Origin of the sequence: Pseudomonas arsenicoxydans (genome assembly GCF_006438915.1) — a bacterium.
GTDB lineage: Bacteria > Pseudomonadota > Gammaproteobacteria > Pseudomonadales > Pseudomonadaceae > Aquipseudomonas > Aquipseudomonas arsenicoxydans_A.
The window spans coordinates 467,050-482,277 of sequence record NZ_RCZE01000001.1 but is presented as its reverse complement, the minus strand read 5'-3'; the positions used below and the strand labels follow the sequence as shown (position 1 = coordinate 482,277).

The following is a 15,228-nucleotide window of genomic DNA, read 5'->3' as shown; positions in this document are numbered from 1 at the left end:
CTCTCTCCATCAAGGCTTTCGCCAGCGCGAAAGCCTTGCCTCACACTCGCCTGACGGTAATCGTGCTCCACGCATGAGCATGTCCTCTAAAGCATCCGCAGCCTGCTGCAATCCAACAACCTGATGGTCAACCATCAGGTCCAGCAGCCATAGTGCACCGTGTACTTGTAGCCCATCCTTTTGTGCCTGCTTTCTAAGTTTGCCGTCCCCCGTCAATAACGGTCGACCTGTGCGTTGAGCAAGTAGATAGCAGGAAACGTCTGCCAGAGAACTGTTGTTATGTTCGATTTTCAGACTGAACAGCCGTGCCACTTCCGGACCCTCGAATGATTCGACCATCAACCCGCGGGCTAGCAATTCGTCATGCGGAAAATCGTCGAGCTCGTGCAGTACGAAATCTGTGCAGCAAAGAGTGAACGGCAGACCGAACATCTGTTCCAGCAGCCCTGCATTCCTGAAATCGATCCAGATATTCGTATCGCTGATGTAGATCAGAGGCATGCACTCTCCAGTGAGCCCAGGAAGTTGGGATCTAAAGCGCTCACTGGTTTGCGTAGAAGTTCAGCTGCACGGGATTTTGTGATCAATCCTTCGGCCAATCCCCAAAACACCAGCGACTCAAAACGTTGTGGTGGTTTGCACGGCAATGGCTCTGGCTCGGCCTTGCGCCAGCCGTTCGAGCTGAATTGAATGGTGAGGGATTTGTAACCGCCATCGCTGAGAAGATTTAAATCCTTGAGACGCCGCAGTGCTGCGTGCATCGAAATTCCGTATTGGCGCTTGGCGATGAGCAGCTCCCGGGGATGAACCCTGGAGCGAGGGTGGTTACCAAAGTCACTGGTGACACCTTTGGCCGGATAGAGGAAGGCCCCCGCGAAACGATGGCAGCAGTTTTCCTTTTCTCTTTCGGGCATTTCTTCGGGTAACTGCATGACCCAATGGCCCAGTTCATGAGCAGCGGTGAAGCGTATGCGTTCGCCGGGGCGCTCCGAGTTGAGTGCAATCAAGACATGCCGACCGTCACCGGTTGCGGCGCAGGCCCCATCAAAGTCATCTGGCCCCATGAGCATTGCTACCTTGATGCTGTGCTCTTCCAGCTGCTCGGTAAGGTTGGAGATGGGGTCACTGCCGATCTTCCAGAATTCACGCAGTTGCTCGGCCGCGAGTTCAGCTTCCTCTATAGAGGAAACCGGTAGCATTTGCGCTGGGGTGACGGGAGTCTGGATGTCCGCCGGGTCGAAGCAATCCTCCAGAGCGATGTAGCGCTCGAGATGCTCACGAATCTGTTCTTCGACTTGAACCTGGCGGTACTTCGGCATTTTCGCCAGTTTGCGAAACTCTAACGGCGCAAGCGGCACAGCCTCCGCCCGGAAAAAGTACTCTGGACTGACCTCCAATACTTTTGCCATTTGTAACAGGCGTGCGGAGTTTGGAGTACTTGCCCCTTTCTCGTATTTGCTGAGGCCTTGCTTGGTGATATTGCCAAGCTTGAGCGCTAAAGCCTCTAGAGACATGCCCCGCAGTAGGCGAGCGCGGCGGATTCGGTCGTTAATCATGGGTTCCTCTCGTGGTTGACAAGGCTATCTTCTAGTTTCGATTTGTCAACCTGCGCTGCAAGACTGGATCTATCCGGCACTTGAATGCTGGCCTTTCATCCAATTGTCATATTTCAGCCATAGAGTGTTCACACGGCCTGCTGATACTTGGCCCCGACTTAACACACCCTATCTGCTAGGAGTAAGGCATGAAACTGAAGCGTTTGATGGCGGCAATGACTTTTGTCGCTGCTGGCGTTGCGACTGCCAACGCGTTCGCCGCTGTTGACCCGTCGATCCCGAGCTACACCAAGACCACTGGTGTGTCGGGCAACCTGTCCAGCGTCGGCTCCGATACTCTGGCCAACCTCATGACCCTGTGGGCTGAGAACTACAAAAAAGAATACCCTAACGTAAACATCCAGATTCAGGCCGCTGGCTCCGCCACCGCGCCACCTGCGCTGACTGAAGGCACCTCTAACCTGGGCCCGATGAGCCGCAAAATGAAGGACACCGAACTGGCTGCCTTCGAGCAGAAGTACGGCTACAAGCCAACCGCTATCCCGGTTGCCGTAGACGCCCTGGCTGTCTTCGTACACAAAGACAACCCGATCCAGCACCTGACCATGGAACAAGTCGACGCGATCTTCTCGTCCACTCGTCTGTGTGGCGCTAAAACCGAAGTCAAAACCTGGGGCGACCTGGGTGTGACCGGCGACCTGGCCAACAAGCCGGTTCAACTGTTCGGTCGTAACTCGGTATCCGGTACCTACGGCTACTTCAAAGAAGAAGCCCTGTGCAAAGGCGACTACAAACCAAACGTGAACGAACAACCCGGTTCGGCTTCGGTCGTGCAGTCGATCAGCTCCTCGCTGAACGGCATCGGTTACTCGGGCATCGGCTACAAAACCGCTAGCGTGAAAACAGTGGCACTGGCCAAGAAAGGAACCACTGAGTTCATCGAAGACAGCGAAGAAAACGCACTGAACGGCAAATATCCGCTGTCGCGTTTCCTCTACGTTTATGTCAACAAAGCCCCGAACAAGCCTCTGGCCCCGCTGGAAGCCGAGTTCATCAAACTGGTTCTGTCCAAACAGGGCCAGGAAGTTGTAGTGAAAGACGGCTACATCCCACTGCCGGCCAAAGTGGCTGCCAAAGCATTGGCTGACCTGGGTCTGGCGGAAGGCGGCGCTGAAGTCGCAAAAAAGTAACACCCTGATCCGGGGCTAGCCCCGGATCTGTAGGAGCAAGGCTTGTGTGGTGAGGGGCTTGCCCCCGTATCGACTGCGAAGCAGTCGTAAATCGGTCGACGCTTAGAATGCGGTGACTGGTTTTGGGGGGCGCTTCGCTCCCCAACGGGGGCAAGCCCCCTCGCCACAGTTTGCTCCCACAACTCAACAAATTTCCGGTCCTCTGCCAGTTCCCGCTGGCGGCGGACTTGTTGCGTCACTGCATTGTCATCTTTCTGTCATACAGGATCGCTAGGGTGTGCGCATGAATGATCTGGCCAATTCCACCATGACTACGAATCCCCCCAAGCGAATTGACTTCAATACGCCTGAGCTGCAACGCAAGCGCCGCATTCGCGCGCTCAAAGATCGCCTGACCCGTTGGTATGTCCTTGTTGGCGGCCTCGCTGTCCTCGGCGCGATCACACTGATTTTCTTCTTCCTTGCCTACGTCGTTGCGCCCCTGTTCCAGGGTGCCGACCTGACCGCCAAGGACGCCATCACGCCTGCCTGGATGCAAGACGCCGGCAAGCCGTTGATGATCTCCCTGGAAGAGCAGAACCAGGTCGCCATGCGGGTTTCCGACAAGGGCCAGGCGCTATTCTTTGATATCGACAGTGGCGCTGAACTCAAGCGCGTCGATCTGCCGCTCCCGGCCGGTGTCAACGTGACCTCCATTGGTAAAGACCAGCCCGGTCACCCGTTGGTGGCAGTGGGCCTGTCCAACGGTCAGGCACTGGTGTTCCGTCACACCTATAAAGTCAGCTACCCGGCCGGCAAGAAAACCATCTCGCCAGCCATCGAATACCCGTACGGCGAAACGCCAATCGCGGTCAACGAATCCGGCGGCGCTCTGGAGCACGTCAGCCTCAACGCCACCGATTCGACCCTGATGCTGGTCGGCTCTACCGGTTCGCAACTCAATGTTTTGTCGCTGACCAGCGAAGAAAACATGATGACCGGCGAAGTCACCAACGAGCAGAAGCGTATCGACCTGCCGCAGATGACCGAGCCGGTGAAGAACATCTTCGTCGACCCACGTCAGCAGTGGCTGTACGTGATCAACGGGCGTGCTCAGGCCGACGTGTTCAGCCTGCGCGACAAGAGCCTTAACGGTCGCTACAAACTGCTTGAAGACGGCGAAGCGCAAATCACTGCCAGTACGCAACTGGTGGGCGGTATCTCGCTGATCCTCGGTGACTCCAAAGGTGGTCTGGCCCAGTGGTTCATGGCGCGCGATCCCGATGGCGAGCAGCGTCTGAAGCAGATTCGCACCTTCCAGATGGGCACCACACCGATCATTGAAATCAGTGCTGAAGAACGTCGCAAAGGCTTCGTCGCCCTCGACGCCTCGGGCAAGCTTGGCGTGTTCCACAGTACCGCTCACCGCACTTTGCTGGTGGATCAGGTTGTGGAAGGTCAGGGCCTGTTCGGCATGTCGCCACGCGCCAACCGCATCATTGTCGAAGCGGACGGCAAGATTCAGCCGCTGCTGCTGGACAACCCGCACCCGGAAGTATCCTGGAGCGCGTTGTGGAGCAAAGTCTGGTACGAGAACTACGACGAACCTAAATACGTCTGGCAATCGACCGCCGCCAACACCGACTTCGAACCGAAGATGAGCTTGTCCCCGCTGACCTTCGGTACCTTGAAGGCCGCGTTCTACGCCATGCTGCTGGCGGCACCGCTGGCCGTCGCTGCGGCGATCTACACCGCGTACTTCATGGCCCCGAGCCTGCGCCGCAAGGTCAAGCCGGTGATCGAACTGATGGAAGCGATGCCGACGGTGATCCTCGGTTTCTTCGCCGGCCTGTTCCTCGCGCCGTATGTAGAAGGGCATTTGCCGGGCATCTTCAGCCTGCTGATGCTCCTGCCGATCGGCATCCTGGTCGCCGGTTTCACCTTCAGTCGCCTGCCTGAGTCGATCCGCCTGAAAGTGCCGGACGGCTGGGAAAGCGCGATCCTGATTCCGGTGATCCTGTTTGTGGGCTGGCTCTCGCTGTACATGAGCCCGTACATGGAAACCTGGTTCTTCGGCGGCGACATGCGCATGTGGATCTCACACGACCTGGGCATCACCTACGACCAGCGCAACGCTCTGGTTGTTGGTCTGGCCATGGGCTTCGCGGTGATCCCGAACATCTACTCCATTGCCGAAGACGCCGTGTTCAGCGTGCCTCGTGGCTTGACCCTCGGCTCCCTGGCCCTCGGCGCTACGCCGTGGCAGACCATGACCCGCGTGGTGATCCTCACTGCCAGCCCGGGCATTTTCTCGGCGCTGATGATCGGCATGGGCCGTGCGGTCGGTGAAACCATGATCGTGTTGATGGCCACCGGTAACACCCCGGTCATGGAAATGAACCTGTTCGAAGGCCTGCGCACGCTGGCTGCCAACGTCGCGGTGGAAATGCCCGAATCGGAAGTCGGCGGCAGCCACTACCGCGTGCTGTTCCTCTCGGCGCTGGTGCTGTTGTTGTTCACCTTCGTCATGAACACCCTCGCAGAACTGATTCGTCAGCGTCTGCGCAAGAAATACTCGTCGCTTTAAGAAAGGTAGAAGTCTGTGAAACAGAACTCCCTGAATGGATGGTTCAAGAGCGGCGCCCCGGGCGTCTGGATCAGCGGTGGCGCGGTGTCCATCGCGGTCATCATGACCATTGGCCTGCTGGCCGTGATTGCCGTGCGCGGCCTGGGTCACTTCTGGCCGGCGGATTTGATTCACGCCAGCTACGACGTACCGGGCCAGGCCAATCACCTGGTTATCGGTGAAGTGGTACAGAAAGAAGAAGTGCCGCGCGAGCGCCTGAAAAGCGCTGGCCTGCCGGTGCCCGATCAGGGCCCGGAGTTCATGACTCGCGAGCTGATCAAGGTCGGCAACCGTGATTTGAACGGAAACGACTTCACCTGGATCGTCGGCGAGTGGCTGACCAACCAGAAAACCCCGCCTGAGCTGATGACCATCGAGCGTCGCGAGTGGGGCAACTTCTACGGTTACCTGGTCAACGTCAAACAGGATGGCAAAGTCATCGCTGAAGGCGAAGCAGCCTGGCCGGAACTGCAGGCGCGTGTCGATCGTGTGAACCAGCTCGCGGCACAGCTCAAAACCTTGGAAAAGACCGACATCGGTGCGATCAACTCGGGTCTGGAACGCATTCGTCTGCACGGTCGCAAACTGGAACTGGCCGGCAAGCTCGACGCCGCCGCGCAAGCGGACATGGATGCCGAACGCGCCGAACTGAACGCACGTTATCAAGACATCGAAGCCCGTCTGAATGACCTGCACGCCCAGTTCAACCGCGACAGCCTCACGGCCCGCGATGCGAACGGCAAGGAAATCGAAATCAGCGTCGGCAAGGTGGTTCACGCTTACCAGCCGAACGCCATGGGCACGCTGACCAAGGTCGGCTTTTACTTCAGCAAGGTCTGGGAATTCCTGTCCGACGACCCGCGTGAAGCGAACACCGAAGGCGGGATCTTCCCGGCGATTTTCGGCACCGTGATGATGACGTTGATCATGGCGATGATCGTGACGCCATTCGGCGTGCTGGCGGCGGTTTACCTGCGTGAATACGCCAAGCAGAACGTGCTGACCCGCATCATCCGCATCGCGGTGAACAACCTGGCGGGCGTACCGGCCATTGTTTACGGCGTGTTCGGCCTGGGCTTCTTCGTCTATGTGCTGGGCGGCTCGGTTGACCGTTTGTTCTTTCCTGAAGCATTGCCGGCACCGACCTTCGGTACACCGGGCCTGCTCTGGGCCTCGCTGACCCTGGCACTGCTGGCCGTTCCAGTGGTGATCGTGGCCACCGAAGAAGGCCTGGCGCGGATTCCTCGCACCGTGCGCGAAGGCTCGTTGGCCCTCGGCGCGACCAAGGCAGAAACCTTGTGGAAGATCGTTCTGCCGATGGCCAGCCCGGCGATGATGACCGGCATGATCCTCGCTGTGGCACGCGCCGCCGGTGAAGTGGCGCCGCTGATGTTGGTCGGTGTGGTGAAACTGGCGCCGTCGCTGCCGTTGGACGGTAACTACCCGTACCTTCACCTTGACCAGAAGATCATGCACTTGGGCTTCCATATTTATGACGTCGGCTTCCAGAGCCCGAACGTCGAAGCCGCGCGGCCGTTGGTGTACGCCACGGCGCTGCTGCTGGTACTGGTGATCGCCACACTCAACCTGTCGGCCGTCTACATCCGGAACCACCTGCGCGAGAAATACAAAGCGCTGGATAGTTAAAGGTCGGTGCGGACCTTGTGGGAGCGGGCTTGCTCGCGAAGCTTTTGGCGGCCGTGAGGGCCCCTTCGCGAGCAAGCCCGCTCCCACAGTAGATCGCGTCCACCGAACATTTATTGGCATGCCGCGAAGTGGCGTTCCGAACCGAATTTGTCAGCACAGGGAGCCTCCCATGCAGCACGAAACACATACCCACGGCATCAACATGTCGGCGCTGGGTCGCGACAAACAGAGCCTGAGTCTCGAACAGGAAACCGTGGCCATTGAAGTGCCGGGCCTGAGCCTGTTCTACGGCGAGAAACAAGCGCTGTACGACGTCAGCATGAACATCCCGAAACAACGCGTGACCGCTTTCATCGGTCCGTCCGGCTGCGGCAAATCCACGCTGCTGCGCACCTTCAACCGCATGAACGACCTGGTGGATGGCTGTCGCGTCGAAGGCGCGATCAACCTCTACGGCAACAACATCTATCGCAAGGGCGAAGACGTTGCCGAACTGCGTCGTCGCGTGGGCATGGTGTTCCAGAAGCCGAATCCGTTCCCGAAGACTATCTACGAAAACGTGGTGTATGGCCTGCGCATCCAGGGCATCAACAAGAAGCGCATCCTCGACGAAGCCGTTGAGTGGGCGTTGAAAGGCGCGGCGTTGTGGGACGAGGTCAAAGACCGTCTGCACGAATCGGCACTCGGCCTGTCCGGTGGTCAGCAACAACGTCTGGTCATCGCGCGCACCATCGCCGTGGAACCGGAAGTGTTGTTGCTCGACGAACCGTGCTCGGCACTCGACCCGATCTCCACGTTGAAAGTCGAAGAGCTGATCTACGAACTGAAATCGAAATTCACCATCGTCATCGTGACCCACAACATGCAACAGGCCGCGCGGGTTTCCGACTACACGGCGTTCATGTACATGGGCAAACTGGTGGAATTCGGCGACACCGACACCCTGTTCACCAATCCGGCGAAGAAGCAGACCGAAGACTACATCACCGGTCGTTATGGCTAGGACTTGTGGTTGCTCACTGAACTGACGCTGCGGCCCACCGCACCTTACCGGACGCTCCAAGGACGCCAACATGATTAGTAAAGAAGGCCTTACCCACCACATTTCCGCGCAGTTCAACGCCGAACTGGAGGAAGTGCGCAGCCACCTCCTGGCCATGGGCGGGCTGGTGGAAAAGCAGGTCAACGACGCGGTGACCGCGCTGATCGAAGCCGACTCCGGTCTGGCCCAGCAGGTCCGCGAAATCGACGACCAGATCAACCAGATGGAACGCAACATCGACGAAGAATGCCTGCGCATTCTGGCCCGTCGTCAGCCAGCGGCTTCTGACTTGCGCCTGATCATCAGCATCTCCAAGTCGGTCATCGACCTGGAGCGCATCGGTGACGAAGCGACCAAGATTGCCCGCCGCGCCATTCAGTTGTGCGAAGAAGGCGAAGCACCGCGCGGTTACGTCGAGGTTCGCCACATTGGCGACCAGGTGCGCAACATGGTGCGTGATGCGCTGGACGCGTTTGCCCGTTTCGACGCCGACCTGGCGTTGTCGGTGGCGCAGTACGACAAGATCATCGACCGTGAATACAAGACCGCCCTGCGTGAGCTGGCGACCTACATGATGGAAGACCCACGCTCTATCTCGAGGGTCTTGAGCATTATCTGGGTGCTGCGTTCGCTCGAACGGATCGGCGACCACGCGCGCAATATCTCGGAACTGGTGATTTACCTGGTGCGCGGCACCGACGTGCGTCACCTGGGCCTCAAGCGCATGAAAGAAGAAGTTGAAGGAACCAGCGGTGAAACCGCTAATGTTCCGGGCAAAGCTGACGATAAGTAAGACTGCCCAAGAAAAACGCCCGGTCCTTTGGCCGGGCGTTTTTGTGTGTGGTTTTCGACGTTACTAGCAGCACCCGCGAACGAAAAGTCCCGGCGTGACTGAAGGTTTTTGGCAATGTGCCATCAGCAAAACGGTATGCTTGCCGGGATTTTTTCGAGGGGTGATGGATGAGCAAGATCAGCGTGTTGGTAGTGGACGATGCAGCGTTCATTCGTGACCTGGTAAAGAAAGCCCTGCGCAACTACTTCCCGGGCATTCGCACGGAAGATGCCATCAACGGCAAAAAGGCTCAGGCCATGCTGGCGAAGGAGACGTTCGACCTGGTCCTGTGCGATTGGGAAATGCCCGAGATGTCTGGCCTGGAACTGCTGACCTGGTGTCGCGAGCAGGACCACCTCAAGACCATGCCGTTCGTGATGGTGACCAGTCGTGGCGACAAAGAGAACGTGGTCCAGGCGATTCAAGCCGGCGTTTCCGGCTACGTCAGCAAGCCCTTCACCAACGAACAACTGCTGACCAAGGTCAAGCAGGCGCTGAACAAGGTCGGCAAACTGGACGCCCTGATGAGCGGTGCGCCGGCGAAAATGAACTCGGCCTTCGGCAACGATACCCTCAGCGCCTTGACCGGCGGCAAACCGGCCGTGGTCGCACCGACGCCGGCTGCCGCACCATCCCGTGGTTTGCTCAACAGCCCACCCGTCCGGACTGCGACCGCCGCAGCGCCGGCCAGCGGTCGTGGCCAAGGCCAGTTGCGCTTGCCGAGCGGCATCCAGCAATGCGTGATCAAAGCCTTGAGCATCAAGGAAGCGCTGCTGGTGGTTAAGCGTACCGACACGCTGCCACAAATCCTCGACAGCGCGGTGCTCGATCTGGAGCAGGGCGAGAACGCTGAAGTCGCCCGTCTGAACGGTTACCTGCACGCGGTCGTGGCCCACGAGCCGAAACCTGACAGCGACTGGTTGCAACTGACCTTCCGCTTTGTGGATCAGGACGCGCAGAAGCTCGACTACATCTCCCGCCTGATTGCTCGTGGTACCGCGCAGAAGCACTTCATTCCAGGCGCGTAATCCCCGTCGCCTGTTAGTCCGCCTTCGCGAGCAAGCTCGCGAAGGGGCCATTGAATACACCACACATCCGCTGAACCGCCCCTTTTGAAACATCTGCCGACTCCTTGGGTCCATTGCAGCTGCTAGGCTCAACCCAAGGCCTTACTCGACAGAACCCTGCCCATGCTCGCGCGCCTGCTGTTTTTCTGTGGTCTGTTCATGGCCGCCACTTCGGCGATGGCCGTGACGGTCTACAAGTCCACCGACGCCAATGGCGTGGTCTCCTACAGTGACCGCCCCACCAAAGGCTCACAGGTGTTCGTTTTTCAAGATCGCATGGACGAGAACCTTGAGCGTCAGGTGTACCTGGTTATCCTGAAGAAGGACGGCGAGCACAGTGTGTACGTGCGCAATAACTTGTACGCGCCAGTTGAGATCGGCTTGAGTTTCGCCGGGTTGAAAAACGTCAGCGGCGCGCCGGATAAACTGATCCACAAGGTATTGCCGGCGCGCAGCAGCCTCCGTGTGGCGGTGCTCACCGCGAGTCAGGCCGGAAGGCCGCTCGTGTACACCCCGAAGTTCAAATACGCCTTGGGCAACCCTTCAGGGTCCGCCATGGCCTATCGATACCCGTTCCCCTGGCGTGGCGGTCCGTTTCACGTGAGCCAGGGAGCTGATGGCGAGTACAGTCACTTCGGTCCGAAGAACCGCTATGCCATCGACATCGCCATGCCCGAAGGCACGCCGATCATCGCCGCCCGTGGCGGGGTGGTGGTGAAAACCGAGAGCGGGCAAACGGGGCGTGGCACTAATCCGTCGGGCAATTTCGTGCGGGTGCTGCACGATGACGGGACCATGGGCGTGTACCTGCACCTCAAACAAGGTTCGGTCTGTGTTCGCGAGGGGCAGCGGGTGTCGGTAGGCAGTGCACTGGCGCTGTCGGGCAACACCGGCAATAGCACCGGTCCGCACCTGCATTTTGTGGTGCAGCGCAATACGGGACTGGGGCTGGTGTCGATTCCGTACCAGTTCAAACAACCGATGGGGGTGTTGCCCAACTTTGTGTTGGGCAAGCAGTGAAGGCGATGGTGACCAATTGTGGCGAGGGAGCTTGCTCCCGCTCGACTGCGCAGCAGTCGTAAACCAATGAATACGGTATGTCCGGATGAACGGAGTTGCAGGATTTGGGCCGCTTCGCGACCCAGCGGGAGCAAGCTCCCTCGCCACAAGAGACCCTCAACCCCAGATCAATCCAGCATCAACACCTTGGCCAGAATGATCTTCGGCCCTTTCATCTTCTTGATGATGATCCGCAAACCTTCGACTTCCAGCACTTCTTCCTCTTCCGGCACCCGCTTCAGGCTTTCATAGACCAGCCCGGCGAGGGTTTCGGCTTCGACGTGATCCAGGTCGATGCCCAACAGGCGTTCGACCTTGAACAGCGGCGTGTCACCGCGTACCAGCAGTTTGCCCGGCTGGTACGCGAGGATCCCGCGCTCAGCCTTGCGGTGTTCGTCCTGAATGTCGCCAACCAAGACTTCCAGCACGTCTTCCATGGTCAGGTAGCCAATGATGTTGCCATCCGCCTCTTCCACCACGGCGAAGTGCGAGCCGCCCTTGCGAAACTGTTCCAGCAGCTGCGACAGCGGCAGGTGCCGCGAAACGCGTTCCAGCGGACGGGTCAGCTCAGCCAGGTTGAACGACTCGGGGATGTGATCCAGCGCCGCCAGTTCCAGCAGCAGGTCCTTGATGTGCAGCAGGCCGACGAACTCCTGGCGGTCGCTGTCGTACACCGGGTAACGGCTGAACTTGTGGCGACGGAACATCGCCAGGATTTCCTTGAGCGGCGCATTGAACTCCAGCGTCACCAGGTCTTCCCGGGAGTTGGCCCAGTCGACCACTTCCAGCTCGCCCATTTCCACTGCCGAGGCCAATACACGCATGCCTTGGTCGCTCGGGTCCTGGCCACGGCTGGAGTGCAGGATCAGTTTCAGTTCTTCACGGCTGTAATGGTGCTCGTGATGCGGGCCGGGTTCACCCTGGCCAGCGATCCGCAGGATGGTGTTGGCGCTGGCGTTCAGCAAATAGATCGCCGGGTACATGGCCCAGTAGAACAGGTACAGCGGCACGGCGGTCCACAGCGACAACAGTTCCGGTTTGCGGATGGCCCACGACTTCGGAGCCAGTTCGCCGACCACGATGTGCAGGTACGAAATGACGAAGAACGCTGCGAAGAACGATACGCCTTTGATTACTTCGGCCGACTGCACGCCAACCGCTTCAAGCATCGGCTCGAGGATGTGCGCGAACGCCGGTTCACCGACCCAGCCAAGGCCGAGGGAGGCGAGGGTGATACCTAGCTGGCACGCCGAGAGGTACGCATCGAGCTGACTGTGAACGGTACGCAGAATATGCCCGCGCCAGCCGTTTTTATCGGCGATGGCCTCGACTCGCGTCGAGCGCAGTTTGACCATGGCAAATTCCGCCGCAACGAAAAATCCGTTGAGCAAAACCAGGATCAGAGCAAAGAGAATCATGCCGAAGTCGGCGAATATGGTTGCGAGGGTCAAGCCAGGGGAAGGGTCCATGATGGAGTTTTGCGGGTTCCGTATATTCGAAAAAGGGGAGTAATGCGGTGCCTGAAGGGCAGGCACAAGTCAGCCAATGTAGCGGCTGACTCGGTGATTGCCTAGTGGCGCGTGCTGGCCGGTATCAGTCAGCCGTTCTGAGGGCTTGCAATTTTGCCACCTGAGCCGGGGCAAAGTGGCAGGTGAAGGTGCTGCCGTGGCCGGGCACGCTGCTGATTTCCATCCGCGCGCGGTGGCGCAGCAACACGTGTTTGACGATGGCCAGGCCCAGGCCGGTGCCGCCGGTGTTGGAATTGCGGCTGGAGTCGACGCGGTAGAAGCGTTCGGTCAGGCGCGGCAGGTGTTTGCTGTCGATGCCGATCCCGGAATCCTGCACGCTCAGGTGCGCGCCTTGCTCATCGGCCCACCAGCGAATGCGGATATTGCCTTCGGCCGGGGTGTATTTCACCGCGTTGAACACCAGATTGGAAAACGCACTGCGCAATTCCGCTTCGCTGCCCTTGAGCATGATCGTCGGGTCGGCTTCCAGGGTGATGCGCTGGTTTTTCTGCCCGGACAGCTGCTGGGCGTCGCTCTTGATCGACTGCAACAGGCTATCGACGACCACGGGCTGATTGTCCGACGGGTAATCGGTGGCTTCGAGTTTGGCCAGTAACAGCAAGTCATTGAGCAACGTCTGCATACGCCCGCCTTGTTGCTGCATCTGCTGCAAGGCACGGGTCCAGCGCGGGTTCACTTCATCGACGTTGTCGAGCAGGGTTTCCAGATAACCGCAGATCACGGTCAGTGGCGTGCGCAATTCATGGGAAACGTTGGCGATGAAGTCTTTGCGCATCTGTTCCAGCTGATGAATGCGCGTGACGTCGCGCACCAGCATCAAGTGTTCATTGTTGCCGTAGCGGGTGATGTACAGCTGAATGCGCACGCGATCATTGGTCGGCGACGGGATTTCCAGCGGTTCGGCGTAGCTGTCCTGCTCGAAATATTCCTTGAAGCGCGGGTGGCGCACCAGGTTGGTCACCGGCTGACCGCTGTCTTGCGGGGTCTTGAGGCCGAGCAGCGTTTCGGCGGCGAGGTTCCACCATTCCAGGTTGCCGTCGCTGTCGAGCATGACCACCGCGTCTTTCAGCGCGGCGGTGGATTCCTGGATCCGGTCGATCACCGCTTGCAGGCGCCCGCGAACCCGTTGGTCGCGGCGTTGCAGGTGATAGATGCTGTCGAACACCTCGCCCCACAGGCCATAGCCGTCGGGCGGTGCTTCATCGGCTGAGTGCAGGCGCAGCCATTCGTGCAAGCGCAGCAACTGCTTGAGGGTCCAGGCCAGATAAAGGCCCAGCCCCGCGGCGAGGCTCCAGCCGTAGTAGCCGGTAATCAGGCCGATCACCAGGCAACCGGTGACCAGTAACAGCATGTGGCGAATCAGGGTGCCATGCCAGTTTTGGTTCACGGAAACGTGCGTCCTTGTCAGCTTGTCGGGCGGGTCAGGGCAGGGTCAGGCTTTGGTGGAAAAGCGGTAACCCGTGCCACGCACGGTTTGTACCAGATTTTCGTAGGCATCGCCGAGGGCCTTGCGCAGACGACGGATGTGCACGTCGACGGTGCGTTCTTCGACATACACGTTGCCGCCCCAGACTTGATCCAGCAACTGACCACGGGTGTAGGCACGTTCCTGGTGGGTCATGAAAAATTGCAGCAGGCGGTATTCGGTCGGGCCCATCTCGGCGGGTTTGCCGTCGATGGTCACGCGATGGCTGATCGGGTCCAGCAGCAGGCCGCCGACTTCAATAGGCGCTTCGCCATCGGTTGGGCCGGCACGGCGCAGCACAGCCTTGAGGCGGGCGACCAGCTCACGCGGGGAAAACGGTTTGGTAATGTAGTCGTCGGCGCCGACTTCCAGGCCCTGGATCTTGTTGTCCTCTTCGCCCTTGGCGGTGAGCATGATGATCGGGATGTCCCCGGTCAGCTCGTCACGCTTGAGACGGCGGGCCAATTCGATACCGGAGGTGCCGGGCAGCATCCAGTCGAGCAGGATCAGGTCCGGCTTGCGGTCGACGATGATGGCATGGGCCTGCTGAGAGTTCTCGGCCTCCAGGCAGTCATAGCCGGCCATTTCCAACGCAACGGCGATCATTTCGCGAATGGGCGCTTCGTCGTCGACGATCAGAATGCTCCTGCCAACCATGCCTTAATCCTCTTGTCATTTAACTGTCTTGCGCCGCATTAGATAACGGAATTATTGCAGTCGTGTGACAGTATTTTAGCTGCCCGGCGATTGTCATGATCCTGAACTAAGCTCTAAGTCCGAATCCTGACAACCACAAAAGGAAGGTTTCCATGAAGCAAATCTCGCAATCCTTCAAGGCCCTGCTGCTGGTCGCGGCGTTTTCATTGCCGATCATGGCCTTCGCGGCTGAGCCGGGCATGATGAAAGGCGACATGATGGTCGACCACAAGGGCATGACCTTGTACACGTTCGACAAGGACACGGGCGGCAAGTCGGTGTGCACAGGTGAATGTGCCAAAAACTGGCCGCCGCTGGAGGCAAAAGCAGGCGACAAGGCTGAAGGGAAATGGACCATTATCAAGCGTGACGACGGCATGATGCAGTGGGCTTACAACGGCAAGCCACTGTATTACTTCATGAAGGACACGGCTCCCGGAGAAATGAAGGGTGACAAGATGAAGGACGTCTGGCACGTCGTTCGCGAGCATATGTAAGCGATTCGCTTAACCCTGTAGCAGCTGACGAAGCCCTCGGCAG

General features: G+C 59.0%; 13 protein-coding genes. 8 read left to right on the top strand and 5 right to left on the bottom strand.

Going from position 1 to position 15,228, the window contains the following annotated elements; genetic code table 11:
* Positions 1–9 precede the first annotated feature (9 nt).
* Both EAH78_RS02235 and EAH78_RS02230 read right to left on the bottom strand, forming a co-directional pair.
* A complete protein-coding gene (locus EAH78_RS02235) occupies positions 10–501 on the bottom strand; it encodes a type II toxin-antitoxin system VapC family toxin (protein WP_140664944.1) in 492 nt (163 codons plus the stop codon).
* Entirely contained in the window at positions 492–1,556 is a 1,065-nt protein-coding gene (locus tag EAH78_RS02230; RefSeq protein ID WP_140664941.1) for a helix-turn-helix domain-containing protein, read from the bottom strand. The genes EAH78_RS02235 and EAH78_RS02230 overlap by 10 nt, the downstream gene beginning before the upstream one ends.
* A 188-nt stretch (positions 1,557–1,744) precedes the next feature.
* Between EAH78_RS02230 and EAH78_RS02225 the strand changes: the two genes are divergently transcribed.
* The 7 genes from EAH78_RS02225 (at position 1,745) to EAH78_RS02195 (ending at position 10,959) form a co-directional block, all read left to right on the top strand.
* Complete coding sequence (locus tag EAH78_RS02225; protein WP_140664936.1) at positions 1,745–2,746, top strand: phosphate ABC transporter substrate-binding protein PstS; 1,002 nt, start codon at positions 1,745–1,747, stop codon at positions 2,744–2,746.
* Between the two features lie 283 nt (positions 2,747–3,029).
* Positions 3,030–5,312: an ABC transporter permease subunit gene (locus EAH78_RS02220; RefSeq protein ID WP_140664933.1), complete on the top strand. Its 2,283-nt coding sequence runs from the start codon at positions 3,030–3,032 to the stop codon at positions 5,310–5,312.
* Positions 5,313–5,327: 15 nt separating this feature from the next.
* Positions 5,328–6,998 carry a phosphate ABC transporter permease PstA gene (gene pstA, locus EAH78_RS02215; protein WP_140664930.1) on the top strand — a complete coding sequence of 557 codons (1,671 nt, stop codon included), beginning with the start codon at positions 5,328–5,330 and terminating at the stop codon, positions 6,996–6,998.
* Between the two features lie 169 nt (positions 6,999–7,167).
* Positions 7,168–8,001 (top strand): phosphate ABC transporter ATP-binding protein PstB, encoded by an 834-nt coding sequence (gene pstB / locus EAH78_RS02210; protein WP_027926300.1) that lies wholly within the window; start codon positions 7,168–7,170, stop codon positions 7,999–8,001.
* 70 nt (positions 8,002–8,071) lie between these two features.
* The gene (gene phoU / locus EAH78_RS02205; protein ID WP_008150055.1) at positions 8,072–8,833 is read left to right on the top strand and encodes a phosphate signaling complex protein PhoU; all 762 of its coding nucleotides are present in this window, start codon (positions 8,072–8,074) and stop codon (positions 8,831–8,833) included.
* A gap of 167 nt (positions 8,834–9,000) precedes the next feature.
* Positions 9,001–9,900 carry a response regulator gene (locus tag EAH78_RS02200; RefSeq protein WP_140664926.1) on the top strand — a complete coding sequence of 300 codons (900 nt, stop codon included), beginning with the start codon at positions 9,001–9,003 and terminating at the stop codon, positions 9,898–9,900.
* Positions 9,901–10,062: 162 nt separating this feature from the next.
* Positions 10,063–10,959 carry a peptidoglycan DD-metalloendopeptidase family protein gene (locus EAH78_RS02195; RefSeq protein WP_140664922.1) on the top strand — a complete coding sequence of 299 codons (897 nt, stop codon included), beginning with the start codon at positions 10,063–10,065 and terminating at the stop codon, positions 10,957–10,959.
* A 167-nt stretch (positions 10,960–11,126) separates the two neighbouring features.
* Here the strand turns inward: EAH78_RS02195 and EAH78_RS02190 are convergent, their stop codons facing one another.
* From EAH78_RS02190 to phoB, 3 genes are all read right to left on the bottom strand, one after another.
* Positions 11,127–12,467: a hemolysin family protein gene (locus tag EAH78_RS02190; RefSeq protein WP_123433151.1), complete on the bottom strand. Its 1,341-nt coding sequence runs from the start codon at positions 12,465–12,467 to the stop codon at positions 11,127–11,129.
* 124 nt (positions 12,468–12,591) lie between these two features.
* The gene (gene phoR, locus EAH78_RS02185) at positions 12,592–13,914 is read right to left on the bottom strand and encodes a phosphate regulon sensor histidine kinase PhoR (protein ID WP_140664919.1); all 1,323 of its coding nucleotides are present in this window, start codon (positions 13,912–13,914) and stop codon (positions 12,592–12,594) included.
* 45 nt (positions 13,915–13,959) lie between these two features.
* Positions 13,960–14,649 (bottom strand): phosphate regulon transcriptional regulator PhoB, encoded by a 690-nt coding sequence (phoB, locus tag EAH78_RS02180; RefSeq protein ID WP_007896474.1) that lies wholly within the window; start codon positions 14,647–14,649, stop codon positions 13,960–13,962.
* Positions 14,650–14,801: 152 nt separating this feature from the next.
* Between phoB and EAH78_RS02175 the strand changes: the two genes are divergently transcribed.
* Positions 14,802–15,185 (top strand): COG4315 family predicted lipoprotein, encoded by a 384-nt coding sequence (locus EAH78_RS02175; protein WP_140664914.1) that lies wholly within the window; start codon positions 14,802–14,804, stop codon positions 15,183–15,185.
* The last annotated feature ends 43 nt before the right edge of the window (positions 15,186–15,228 follow it).